15 protein-coding genes and 1 pseudogene are annotated in these 12,330 nt (G+C 40.8%); 7 read left to right on the top strand and 9 right to left on the bottom strand.

What is annotated here, in order from left to right; genetic code table 11:
* The first annotated feature begins 223 nt into the window (after positions 1-223).
* Positions 224-1,267, top strand: a complete 1,044-nt coding sequence (locus tag J7I96_RS03775) for a LacI family DNA-binding transcriptional regulator (RefSeq protein ID WP_214769301.1) — start codon at positions 224-226, stop codon at positions 1,265-1,267.
* 37 nt (positions 1,268-1,304) lie between these two features.
* On the opposite strand, the gene J7I96_RS03770 is transcribed toward J7I96_RS03775, so the two are convergent.
* The 5 genes from J7I96_RS03770 to J7I96_RS03750 form a co-directional block, all read right to left on the bottom strand.
* On the bottom strand, positions 1,305-2,084 hold the full coding sequence (locus tag J7I96_RS03770) for an MBL fold metallo-hydrolase (protein ID WP_396020060.1): 780 nt from the start codon (positions 2,082-2,084) through the stop codon (positions 1,305-1,307).
* Positions 2,085-2,214: 130 nt separating this feature from the next.
* Entirely contained in the window at positions 2,215-3,090 is an 876-nt protein-coding gene (locus J7I96_RS03765) for an SDR family oxidoreductase (RefSeq protein ID WP_251138046.1), read from the bottom strand.
* A 228-nt stretch (positions 3,091-3,318) separates the two neighbouring features.
* Entirely contained in the window at positions 3,319-3,810 is a 492-nt protein-coding gene (locus tag J7I96_RS03760; protein WP_034314577.1) for a YajQ family cyclic di-GMP-binding protein, read from the bottom strand.
* A gap of 103 nt (positions 3,811-3,913) precedes the next feature.
* Entirely contained in the window at positions 3,914-4,045 is a 132-nt protein-coding gene (locus tag J7I96_RS03755; protein WP_072272565.1) for a DUF3941 domain-containing protein, read from the bottom strand.
* A 68-nt stretch (positions 4,046-4,113) separates the two neighbouring features.
* Positions 4,114-4,980: a DegV family protein gene (locus tag J7I96_RS03750; RefSeq protein WP_214769280.1), complete on the bottom strand. Its 867-nt coding sequence runs from the start codon at positions 4,978-4,980 to the stop codon at positions 4,114-4,116.
* Between the two features lie 157 nt (positions 4,981-5,137).
* Here J7I96_RS03750 and J7I96_RS03745 point away from each other — a divergent pair, with 157 nt between their 5' ends.
* Entirely contained in the window at positions 5,138-5,980 is an 843-nt protein-coding gene (locus tag J7I96_RS03745) for a YitT family protein (RefSeq protein ID WP_214769278.1), read from the top strand.
* Positions 5,981-6,049: 69 nt separating this feature from the next.
* Positions 6,050-6,226, top strand: a pseudogene (locus J7I96_RS03740) (KGG domain-containing protein); the annotation flags it as partial.
* A 49-nt stretch (positions 6,227-6,275) separates the two neighbouring features.
* On the opposite strand, the gene J7I96_RS03735 reads toward J7I96_RS03740, so the two are convergent.
* From J7I96_RS03735 to J7I96_RS03725, 3 genes are all read right to left on the bottom strand, one after another.
* Entirely contained in the window at positions 6,276-6,524 is a 249-nt protein-coding gene (locus J7I96_RS03735; RefSeq protein WP_057275840.1) for a DUF3813 domain-containing protein, read from the bottom strand.
* Positions 6,524-6,676 carry a hypothetical protein gene (locus J7I96_RS03730; protein WP_164468789.1) on the bottom strand — a complete coding sequence of 51 codons (153 nt, stop codon included), beginning with the start codon at positions 6,674-6,676 and terminating at the stop codon, positions 6,524-6,526. The genes J7I96_RS03735 and J7I96_RS03730 overlap by 1 nt, the downstream gene beginning before the upstream one ends.
* 103 nt (positions 6,677-6,779) lie before the next feature.
* Positions 6,780-7,595 (bottom strand): Cof-type HAD-IIB family hydrolase, encoded by an 816-nt coding sequence (locus J7I96_RS03725; RefSeq protein ID WP_053534120.1) that lies wholly within the window; start codon positions 7,593-7,595, stop codon positions 6,780-6,782.
* Positions 7,596-7,811: 216 nt separating this feature from the next.
* Here J7I96_RS03725 and J7I96_RS03720 point away from each other — a divergent pair, with 216 nt between their 5' ends.
* The 3 genes from J7I96_RS03720 to moaA all read left to right on the top strand — a co-directional run bounded on the left by J7I96_RS03720 (position 7,812) and on the right by moaA (position 10,118).
* Positions 7,812-8,600 (top strand): alpha/beta fold hydrolase, encoded by a 789-nt coding sequence (locus tag J7I96_RS03720; RefSeq protein WP_214769269.1) that lies wholly within the window; start codon positions 7,812-7,814, stop codon positions 8,598-8,600.
* Positions 8,601-8,688: 88 nt separating this feature from the next.
* Positions 8,689-8,997, top strand: a complete 309-nt coding sequence (locus tag J7I96_RS03715) for a metal-sulfur cluster assembly factor (protein WP_034314562.1) — start codon at positions 8,689-8,691, stop codon at positions 8,995-8,997.
* A 107-nt stretch (positions 8,998-9,104) separates the two neighbouring features.
* A complete protein-coding gene (moaA, locus tag J7I96_RS03710) occupies positions 9,105-10,118 on the top strand; it encodes a GTP 3',8-cyclase MoaA (protein ID WP_214769266.1) in 1,014 nt (337 codons plus the stop codon).
* 239 nt (positions 10,119-10,357) lie between these two features.
* Here moaA and J7I96_RS03705 read toward each other — a convergent pair whose 3' ends face one another.
* Positions 10,358-11,047 carry a Crp/Fnr family transcriptional regulator gene (locus J7I96_RS03705; RefSeq protein WP_214925538.1) on the bottom strand — a complete coding sequence of 230 codons (690 nt, stop codon included), beginning with the start codon at positions 11,045-11,047 and terminating at the stop codon, positions 10,358-10,360.
* A gap of 232 nt (positions 11,048-11,279) precedes the next feature.
* Between J7I96_RS03705 and argC the strand changes: the two genes are divergently transcribed.
* Positions 11,280-12,317: an N-acetyl-gamma-glutamyl-phosphate reductase gene (argC, locus tag J7I96_RS03700; protein WP_214925541.1), complete on the top strand. Its 1,038-nt coding sequence runs from the start codon at positions 11,280-11,282 to the stop codon at positions 12,315-12,317.
* Positions 12,318-12,330 lie beyond the last annotated feature (13 nt).

The following is a 12,330-nucleotide window of genomic DNA, read 5'->3' as shown; positions in this document are numbered from 1 at the left end:
CAGCTTCTTTTTGAATTTTAAACTCAGATGAAAAGATAGAAAAGTTGGTATTTTCTGATAAATTAAATAAACATTAAAAAAAGTATGGATATAACTATTGAACTGAGTGTATTATGAATACATGCGAAATGTATAAATATAAAAAATATTAGAGAAGTGTTTATTGGTATTCACCTTTTTTTAAATGAAGTCAATAAAGGCTAAGAAGGGAGAGGGGAAATGCATGGCCATCACAATAAAAGATGTGGCACAGCTAGCGAATGTTGCTCCTTCAACAGTATCTCGAGTGATTGCAAACAATCCTCGGATAAGTGAAAAAACAAAGGTACGGGTACGTAAGGCGATGACTAAATTAGGATACCATCCAAACTTCATTGCACGTAGTCTTGCCAATCAATCGACCAGGATCATTGGCTTGGTAATGCCAAGTTCGTCAAATGATTATTATCAAAATCCCTTTTTTCCTACGATCCTCCAGGGTCTAAGTGAGGGAGCCCAGGAAAACCATTACTCCCTGTTGCTAAGCACGGGAAAAACAGAAGATGAAATCTGCGAAGGAGTAGTGAATATGGTGCAGGGAGGGATGGTGGATGGAATAATCCTGATGTATTCAAGGATGAACGATCACATTCTGACCTATTTGAGGGAACGGGATTTTCCATTTGTGATCATTGGGAAACCCTATGATTACATCGAAGAGATAACTTATGTTGATAACGATAATGTCTTGGCTGCCGAACAGGCAACGGATTACCTCATAAAGCTAGGACATGAAAGGATTGGATTCATCGGAGGTGATGTAACCCTTGTGATGACCCTTGATCGCTTGTCAGGTTATGAAAGGGCTTTGAAGAGGGCTGGAATCGATCGAAGGGGGGAATATACCCTGCATGAAGATTTTTTGCATGAAGGGGGACAAGCAGCTGCAAAAAGGTTATTATCCATTGAGGAACCACCAACCGCTTTGGTGGTGAGTGATGATCTCATGGCACTTGGCATCGTGCATTCACTTCGTGAGATGGGCGTACGCACGCCTGAAGAAATTTCAATCGTCAGTTTCAATAACGTTCTTTTCTCTGAATTGTCATTACCAGCCCTGACTTCCGTAGATATTAATATTTTTGATTTGGGATATCAGGCCGCTAAGGGCATCATTCATATGCTGCAGAATGGAGATGCTCCTGCCGGGACCATCATTCCACATCATTTCGTGGAAAGGCATTCCTGCAGATCGATCAAGCAAGGTGCAATGGCCATGACTTATTGAACGAGAGGGCATTGCGTAAAAGCAATGCCTTTTTTATCTAGAAATGTACGCTGAAACTTTTGAATGCATGTATACCCGTTCCGTGTCTGGCTAATTTATTCTCTTTAAGATATTGAATGGCTGCAAGGACTTCTTCAAAGATGCTTGGTTCGAGGCCTAGTTGGTTGTGTCCGCCATAGATTTTGGAGACTGCCTTGATCTTTGTGATCTTTTCCAACGAGTTCACAAGGTCTACAGGGCTTGTCGAGGGATAAAATGCATAAACGGGAGTATCTGAATAAAGCAGGTCGCCAGTAAATAAATAACCTGTTTCATCATCCAAGATTGAAATGTGGCCAGGCGAATGACCAGGTGTATGATAAATGATTAAACTTCGGTTTCCAAGATCAATCATGTCCCCATCTGATAAGAGCCTATCAGGGTACCCCTGGTATGGCATGTATGTAGAAGGATTGAATGATTCGGGTATGGGTAATGTGATATCCCGGGCCATATTCTTTCTTATTTGTTCCAAGGACAAACCTTCAATGCCGTTAATCAGCCAATTGGCATCATCTCCATGAACATAAATCGTATCATATTCACCATGACCGCCGATATGATCCGCATGAACGTGTGTGGTCAGGACGATGATTGGAAGATCGGTAAGCTGGTCTGTAATCCGCTTTATCGAATCGATGCCTAACCCTGTGTCGATTAAGGCAGCCCTGGTCTCACCAAGCAATAAAAAGGAATGAACTTTCTCCCAATGACCATATTCACTGATTGCAAACGTTTTTGAGTCCAATTCTTGAACGGTGAACCATGGATCTACAATATTCTTCAAAAATGACTCCACTCCTTCCAACTCATATATTCCGCGTTAACTGGAAATATCCTGCCTGAAAGAGTAAAAGCAGTGGATTTCAATTTGTGAAATCCACTGCTTTTGGAAAAAAGGTAAGGTCTTATCCGTTTACAACGGTCCCGCCGTTTACATGGATGACTTGTCCGCTGACATAGGATGAATCATCACTTGCCAAATAAACATACGCTGGTGCCAATTCTTCAGGCTGACCTGCACGGCCCATTGGAGTATCCTGTCCGAATTTGGCAACATCCTCTTCACCGAATGAAGCAGGAATCAGCGGGGTCCAGATCGGGCCTGGCGCCACACCGTTCACTCTGATGCCATCTTTTGAGATGGAGTTCGACAGGGCTCTTGTAAATGCCAGTATTGCACCTTTTGTTGAAGAGTAATCGATTAGTTTTGGGTTGCCCTGATAGGCAGTGATAGAGGTTGTATTAATGATGCTGCTTCCTTTTTTAAGGTGCTTCAATGCAGCTTTAGTTAAGTGGAACATCGAGAAAATATTCGTGCGGAACGTTTTTTCCAATTGTTCAGTTGAAATGTCCAGGATACTTGTCTGCACATGCTGTTCTCCGGCGTTGTTGACTAGAATGTCCAAACCGCCAAATTCATCAACCGTTCTTTTGACGACATCCTGGCAGAAGGCTTCATCACCGATATCACCGGAAATGAGTAAACATTTCTGGCCTTCTTTTTCGATCAATTCTTTTGTCGCTTTAGCATCCTCGTGTTCATCCAAGTATGCAACTGTCACATTAGCTCCTTCTTTAGCGTAGTAAATGGCAACCGATTTACCGATTCCGCTGTCTCCTCCCGTTATGATTGCCGTTTTACCTTTTAATTTGCCGCTTCCTTTGTAGGCAGCTTTAACTGAATCGGGGTTCGGTTCCATTTTTGTTTCCAATCCAGGTTGATGCTGCTGATGTTGAGGTGGAAATCCTTGTTTTTTCTGATTTTGGTTTTGAGTAGTCAAGATATAAACGCCTCCCATTTAATTATCTACGCTTTTTCTATTCCTTCTTTTAAGAAAAAGAAAACATGGAAAAAATACCCATGAAAATGTTTTAACTGAAGGGAACATGACTAGTCTTTCCATGTTCCATGAAGGTGATTCATTTGGAGAAAAAGGGGGATGAACGTTGATGGAGGCAGTTGCAACAAATGAAAAAAGACCCACCCAAAGCAGGTGAGGCCTTCATACTTAGCGGTAATTTAAGAATTGTACATCAATGGATAGGTCAGCGCCCCGAATCGCGGAAATGATCCCTTGTAAATCATCCCGGTTCTTACCGGTAACCCGGATTTGATCATCCTGGATCTGGCTTTTCACTTTAAGACCGCTATTTTTAATGATGGTATTGATCTTTTTTGCTTGCTCCTTATCGATGCCTTGAATTAACTTGGCCCGTTGGCGAACGGTCCCGCCAGAAGCTCCTTCCAATTTGCCATAATCCAGGTTCTTGACGGGTACGTCACGTTTAATGAGCTTACTGATGAGAACATCCTTTAGCTGTTCGAGCTTATATTCATCGTCTGAAACTAGAACCAGGTCTTCTTTATCAATGGTGATGCTGCTTATGCTCCCTTTAAAATCATAGCGTGTCTGTATTTCCTTCATAGCCATGGTAACTGCATTCGTTACCTCTGAAAAGTCTACTTTCGAAACAATATCAAATGAATTTTCCTTTGCCATCACTTACCTCCAGCAGGGTTTATTTCCTTTATTATAGAGAAAGTATGATAGGAAGACAACTATATAAACGATATTAAAAAAGCGGGGGGACAAGCCCCGCGCTTCATTTATGGTCCGTTTTCTTCGAATAGGAGTGCTTTCCTGCAGCAAGGTTTTCCTGATAAGCGATATTTTTTTCAGCATTTCTCGCTTGGTTATCTTTTGGCCTTTTATTGTCATCGGTTGTTTTGGACATAGTGAAAACTCCCTTCCATTATCTGATCAATATATATTGTTCACAATTATGGAAGGGAGTATGTATGTTTATGATTTCTCAGGGGTATCGTTTAAGAAGAAGAGGGCAATTGTGCCAGGGCCGGCATGTGCACCGATGACGGAGCCAATTGTATGGATCATGAAGTCAGTTGTCCCGAATTCATTTTGGATGGCTTCCTTCCATTCCAGGGCCGTTGCTTCATCATCGCCATGACTGATGGCAATCGTTTGGGTAGTTAAATTTTTGCCTCTTTCGTGCATTAATTCGATTACTCGTTTAATCAATTTCTTTTTGCCGCGTATCTTTTCAAGCGGAACAAGCTTCCCATCTTCAACATGCAATAACGGTTTAATGTTTAATAAACCGCCAACAAGGGCAGATGTTTTGGAGATGCGGCCGCCACGGGCCAGATATTCTAGGTTATCTACAGTGAATAGATGCTCCATATGCCGCGTTTGGAATTCGATTGCAGCCAGGATTTCTTCTTTAGTGGCACCGTTTGCTGCCAGATCGGCTGCTATCTTTACAATTAAACCGACGCCCATCGAAGCGCATTTCGTATTGACGATTTCAATGTCAAGGTCAGGATACTCTTCCTTCACCTGATTAAGAATCATCACTGCCGTTTGATATGTTCCCGATAACTCAGAGGAAAAGGCTATATATATCCCTTGTTTTTTCTCTTTGGCAAACTGTGTGAAAAGTTCTATAAAGTATTCTGGGGAAGCTTGCGATGTTTTCGGTGCTTTTCCTTCAAGCATCGCCTGATAGACTTCGTGAGAATTAATAGTAAGTAAATCTTCATAAGTTTCCCCGTCAAGATGGACTTGTAAAGGGATTAATGAAACATTGTTTTCCTTATAGAAAGACAACGGCAAATCACATGCACTATCTGCAAGAATTGTGATAGCCATAATACACCTGCTTTCTTTTTACAATTTTTAGAAAATGAGTGGTCACTCTTCTTTTTAGTGTAGCACGTAACGGTAAAAATTCAATCTCTACGTAAATAGAATAAATAATTAAGGGTAAAAAGATAATAGAATAAGGGTGAAATGGAGGTTTTTTAGGATGTACAGTGGTGAAATGAAGAAAATGATCATAGTTGTGGTCGGAGCATTGCTTAATGCCATCGCAATGAACTTTTTTTTGATACCGGCAAACGTATATGCAAGCGGATTTACCGGAGTGGCCCAGCTTCTATCGAGGATGATTGGATCTTTTGCTCCTTTTAATGTATCGACAGGCATTCTCTTGTTATTATTGAACATTCCAGTAACGATCATTGCTTGGCGAAAGGTAGGAAAGTCTTTCACTTTTTATAGTTTCCTCAGCGTTGCCTTGATGTCCTTCTTTATGGAAATCATTCCGATTACACGCTGGTCACCTGACATATTATTGAATGCAGTATTTGGCGGAGTCATAGCTGCAGTAGGTGTGGGGATCACCCTGAAATACGGTGCATCGACTGGCGGAATGGATATTATCGCCATGCTTCTTTCACGGAAGAAGGATAAACCTGTAGGGACTTATTTATTTCTGCTGAATGGAGTGATCATTGTAACGGCAGGTGCTGTTTATGGACCGGAAAAAGCTTTGTATACACTTGTTACCCTTTATACATCGACCCGTGTCGTGGACGCGATACATACACGTCATGAAAAACTAACGGCCATGATCATTACAAAGAAAAGCGAAGAGCTTAAACAGGCAATCCATGCTAAATTAGTTCGCGGAATTACAAGGGTTCCCGCAAAAGGTGCATTCACTAACGAAACGAAGGAAATGTTATTGATTGTCATTACAAGGTATGAACTGTATGACCTTGAAAGGATCATCAAGGAAGTGGATCCACACGCGTTCACAAACATCATAGAAACGTCAGGAATTGTTGGGACTTTCCGAAGGGAATAAAAAACGACCATTACACTTCTATTACAAAAGGCGGCATTTCGGCGTTTTAATATGAAGGAAGTGATAAAAATGGCTAACGATGAAAAAATGAGCAGGCAGGAAGCAGGCCGTAAAGGCGGGGAAGCCACTTCTAAAAATCACGACAAGGATTTTTACCGGGAAATTGGGCAAAAGGGCGGGGAAGCAACTGCTGATTACCGTGGTAAAGAATTTTATAAGGACATCGGTGAAAAAAGCGGTAAGGCACGAAAGATGAAAAAGTGAAAGCCTCCAGGAATCCCTGGAGGCTTTCACTTTACTTAGAGTGATTTTCCAGCTCTTGCTGGAGTTCTCGCAATTGTTCTTTTTCAGCCTCGTTCGTATTGGCAAAGGCTGATGAAAGAGCGTTTTTAGCGATTTCCTCTGTCTTATGCTGGTCACCGTCATGCTCAGAGTGGAGAGCTTCTTCAACAAATTCCTCTGTTTTATGCTGATCACCGTCATGCTCAGAGTGGAGAGCTTCTTCAACAAATTCCCTAGCCTTTTGGAATAATTTGTTTCCCATTAGAAGCCACCATAGCTTTGTTCAGACATAATTCTTAACCTGTCTTTTTCTGCCTCTTCAAACGTAGTGTGATAAGGGATTTTTTCGGCATGCCTGGCAACACTTTCTTTGCCCTGCTGTACAAATCGTTTAGATTTACTGCTTTTACCCATTCTTATCTCCTCCGATTCTGAGCGTTGTCGACAACGGAATGAATCTGTTGTCCATATTAGTTTGGCTTGATAGTTGAATATTATGAAGGTAAAAAATGACGTATTAGGCTTTTATATTGAATTTTTCTTCGAGGAAGACGGCTATCCCATCTTCTTCATTCGTCAATGTCGTCGTATTTGCTACCGTTTTTACTGGTGAGATCGCATTCCCCATGGCCACCCCGGTTCCCGCATACTCGAGCATTTCCAAATCATTATCTTCATCACCGAACGCGATTATCCTGTTTTGAGGAATTTCCAGATAGTTGGATACGCGTTTAAGCCCCACTGCTTTACTTAACCCGCTTTTTATTATTTCGATGATATGAAAAGGCTCTGCCCAGCGGCGGTGATCGACCAATTCTGCATGGACATCGGATAGATGCTGGCGAATCTGTCCTACGAATTCACTATCTGTGTGAATCAGCATCGAAGTTGGGGAATCCTGAAGGTAATTACGCAAATCACCTGTCTTCATGATCGGATTTCCTAGATTGAACATGTTCATCAACTTTTCATCATGATAATGGACATAAACCTCATCCCGGACTTCAGCAATGATGTTATGATATGTAAACTGATCACACGCTTCGACAATTTCTTTCGCAACATTTATATCCAGTGGAGAGTGATATACCCCCCAGCTTGTATGTAATGGGTGATGGACGAAAGCGCCATTGAAATTGACGATTGGTGTAGTCAACCCCAATTCCCGGTAATAAAGTTCACTTGAACGAAAGGGGCGCCCAGTGGCAATCATAACCTCGTGTCCATCTTCTTTAAGTTTTAGGAGTGTTTTTTTAGTCCTTGAAGAAATTGTTTTGTTATCTGTAAGTAGAGTACCATCAAGATCCAATACGATTAAATGTTTCTCAGTCATGTACACACCTTCTGTTCTTTTTGATTTCATTATATGCAAATATTGTTAAGCCTATTTTAATGTAAATGTAAATCTTTTTCATTCTTTATGCATTCCTGTATGATATTACTATATCCAGGATTATGATGATTAAAGCGAAGCTCAGATTTAAAGGTAATGAATTCCATTTTGAAAATGGATTGAAAAGACCGGAACAAATTATTCGGAGGGGTTAACTTGATAATAATTGAAAAAGAACTAATTGGACAAATTCCTGTCTTGCACCTAGGGGAACAAACCATTTTCAATCAGGAATTGCCGCTTATTATTTTTATACATGGTTTTCAAAGTGCAAAAGAACATAACCTGCACTATGCTTATTTATTGGCTGAAAAGGGGTTTCGTGTGCTTCTACCCGATGTGATTCATCATGGGGAAAGGGAAGCCGGTTTAAGTGATTCTCAAATGATGCCCCGTTTTTGGGAAATGGTTTTACAAACAATCCAGGATTTGTCTTTGCTGAAGGATGATTTATTATCCCGGAAATTGATTGATCCCGACAGAATTGGCGTGGCAGGTACTTCAATGGGGGGAATTGTTACTAATGGGGCTCTGGCTGCATATGAATGGATTTCCGCCGGAGTCAGTTTAATGGGGAACCCATCATATGTCGCGTATGCAGAGCTCCAAATGGAGGAAATTAAGAAAAGGAAAGTTGATTTCCCAGCTACTGATGAGGAAGTTGCGAAGGTGATTGAACAGCTTAAGCCATTTGATTTGAGTCTTAATCAGGATAAGCTTTGCGGCCGACCGCTTCTTTTTTGGCATGGTGCCAAAGATCCGGTTGTACCTTATCAGCATGCATACAGTTTTTATGAAGGGGTCAAAGCAGGGTATGACGAGGCAGAAGAAAAAATTGATTTTATCCTTGACCCTAAGGCTGGGCATAAGGTCAGCAGAGAAGGAGTGCTTAAGGCAACTGACTGGTTCGCGAAACATTTACTGTCTGCTGTGCAAAATGCTTAAGTACTCACTCAAAATCTGTTATGATGCTTATACGGACATAATGATGAAACCGACAAACTAGAGATTTTCCATAAAAGGAGTGATTGAAGTGGATCAAGATACAAAAGACATTATTCTTGGAGCTTTGGAGCAGGTCATTGACCCTGAGCTTGGTATAGATATCGTTAATTTAGGCTTGGTATATGATGTGGATATGGATGAGGAAGGTCTGACCACCGTTACGATGACATTGACAGCAATGGGCTGTCCGATGGCTGGAACGATCGTCGATCAAGTTAAATTGGTTCTGGAAGATATCCCCGAGGTCAAGGAAACGGACGTGAAGATAGTCTGGAGCCCGCCATGGACGAAAGACAAAATGTCCAGATATGCTAAAATTGCATTAGGTATCAAATAATAACTCTGTAATAGAAATGAAAAGCCAGTCAAAAAAAGTGAACCCATTCAAGGGGCCACTTTTTATGGTCTGGTTTTTTTCTAATACTTTCGGCTAGGAGTGGTTAATTGAACAGTCAAATTAAAGATTCATTGGACAGGCCACTAAGGGATTTAAGGATTTCAGTCATAGATCGCTGTAACTTTCGCTGCCAGTATTGCATGCCTGCTGAAATTTTTCACGAGAATTTTCAGTTCCTGCCTAAAAGTGAGCTATTATCTTATGAGGAAATTGTAAGGCTTTCTAAAATCTTCGCAGGCTTAGGGGTAAAAAAACTAAGATTGACTGGAGGGGAACCATTACTCCGGAAAGATCTTACCACTCTGATTTCAAATCTCGTTAAAATAGAAGGCATTGAAGATATTGGACTGACCACGAATGGGGTCTTCTTGAAAAAACATGCCGTAAATTTGAAGGAAGCTGGTTTGCAGAGGGTGAATATCAGTTTGGACAGCCTCGATGACGACCTTTTCAAAAAGATGAACGGCAGGGATATCGGCATAAAGCCCGTTATTGAAGGCATCACTGCTGCTAAAGAAGCAGGGCTTGGCGTTAAAGTGAATATGGTAGTCAAAAAAGAAACCAATGAATCTCAAATCCTGCCGATGGCCCGATTTTGTAAAGATGAGGGCCTTCAATTACGCTATATAGAATTCATGGATGTCGGACATACAAATGGCTGGCAGTTAAAGAATGTCATTACGAAAAAAGAACTGCTTGCAATGCTCCAAACCGAATTCGATGTCGAACCAGTTGAAGAAGATTATTTTGGAGAGGTCGCAAAACGCTTCCGCTATAAGGGCACTACTGCAGAAGTAGGCTTCATTACCTCGGTTTCCGAGTCTTTTTGTTCAAGCTGTACACGTGCACGTCTTTCTGCCAATGGAAGTTTATATACATGCCTGTTTAATGGAAAGGGACATGACTTGAAGTCATTGCTCCGTTCCGACATGACCGATGAAGAATTGACAGGGTTCATCATTTCACTTTGGAACCTTAGGGACGACCGCTATTCGGATGAGCGTGCAGCGGGAACGGTGAAGAAACAGGAAAAAATCGAAATGTCATTCATTGGCGGATAATCCGTCCGAATGAAAAATTAAGGGATGGCGCTATGCCATCCCTTTTTTGTATAGTTGTCAGGACCTGATGCCGGTCAATGGCAAAGCCCATGTTTATACTTTATTTATGCATTTTTATTTAGGATACAGGTAATGAAAATAATTCAATGGTCCTAGAGATGGATTTGGTCTGAAATAAATTCCATTCATGATTAAGATCATTAAGGCTTTATGTATTGCTGCTTTTTATGGGAAAGGATTCAATCGATTGTACAGATTTCTATTGGACAGTTTTCACAGTCGATTTCCTGTTTCAAATAGTCAAAGTCAAGAATCGTAATGCGTCCCTTTTTAATGGAGATCACATTGTTTTTCCTTAATTGAGCGAGCATTCGATTGACTACTTCGCGGGATGTGCCGCAAAAATTGGCGAGTTCTTGGTTTGTAAAGGGAAGATTGATAATTTTGCCGTCTTCCGCTTCGGTGCCATAGCTATTTGATAAACGGATGAGGGTGGAGTAAAATGCACCTTTCTTACCGTGAAGGAGCATATCGCGGAATTTAGCCTGATTTTTACGGTTTTGAGCGGATAACCATGTCATCATCTCGACTGCGAGATGGCTATCGGAGGCGATCTTTTCTTCTAATGCTTCTTTGGAAATAACCGCGACAGTACCATCTTCCATCATTTTTGCATTCATCATATATTTAGGGTTTTGAGAAAATAAGACTGTCTCCCCAACCAAATCATTCTTCGAACTAATGCGTATAGTTAATTCCCGACCGTCGGGAACAACCTTACTCACTTCTACTTTCCCATTTATAATGTAATACAAATCACTTGCCGGGGTGTTCTCATGAAAAAGGTAGCGCCCTTTTTCCATATGTTTAATTTGTTGTTTATTATCTAAAATTGCTTGCATCCGATTGGATAACGATAATTCATTCATGCATATGACCACCTTTCAGAAACCGTCATTACTCAATTACTACCTTTGATTTAAACGGAAAAAATCCTAGTAGTCAACATCTTTGGATAATTCTAGGAGTTTTGGTGGATAATATTTCATTTAAAATTTATGTTTATAATTTTATAAAAATACATTTGATTTTATTTTTATTCAGTCTTATAATAATAGAATCAAAGATTGACAGGGACCTGAAATTATAGGAGATGGTTTTATGAACGTATCAATAGTAGGTGCAACGGGTTATGGAGGAATGGAACTAATAAGGTTTTTGAATAATCATCCGCAATTTAAAATAAAATCATTGCATACTTCATCCCAATTTGGTCGAAGTTTATATGAAGAAAATGCACATTTCATGCATATGAAATATACATTAGAAGAAATCGACCCGGAAGCGATTGCAAAAAAATCCGATATTGTATTTCTTGCAACCCCTTCAGGTGTTTCATCACAACTGATTTCGGAATTTTCTGACCTCGACATTAAAGTGATAGATCTATCAGGAGATCTTAGGCTTAAAACTCCAGGTGAATACGAAAACTGGTATAAAAAGCCGGCAGCACCTCAGCATATTATTGAAGAAGCGGTATACGGATTGGCTGAATGGAATGCCGAAGCTATAAAAAAAGCGACGATCATTGCAAATCCTGGGTGCTACCCAACCGCATCACTATTAGGTCTTGCCCCTTTATTCACTGAAGGATTGGCCGGAACGGATGCCGATGTGATCATCGATGCAAAATCCGGGGTTTCAGGGGCGGGTAAATCACCTTCTGCAGTCACTCATTTTAGTGAAATGAATGAGAACTTTAAGATATATAAGGTGAATCAACATCAGCACATACCGGAAATCGAGCAACAGCTTGGGCGATGGTCATCAGGTTTACAGCCTATTACCTTCAATACCCATCTTGTTCCAATGACAAGAGGGATTATGGCAACGATGTATATAAAGGTAAATCGGGAAACCTCAAATGTTGAATTAAAGGATTTGTACGAAACGGTTTACGAGAACCACCCATTTGTCCGGGTACAGCCCCTTGATCGCTTTCCATCCACGAAACAAGTATACGGATCGAACTTTTGCGACATGGGCGTAGATTATGATGAAAGAACAGGTAAGGTAACGGTGGTTTCGGTTATTGATAATTTAGTGAAGGGTGCCGCAGGGCAGGCCATTCAAAATGCAAATATATTAATGGGATTAGAAGAAACGGCAGGACTATGGAACAGTCCGCTATATCCGTAAACTATGGAGGGAA

It is taken from the genome of Bacillus sp. ISL-78 (genome assembly GCF_018613455.1).
Taxonomy (GTDB): Bacteria; Bacillota; Bacilli; order Bacillales; family DSM-1321; genus Peribacillus; species Peribacillus frigoritolerans.
The sequence above is the reverse complement of the archived record's forward strand: the minus strand, read 5'-3'. Positions and strand labels throughout refer to the sequence as shown.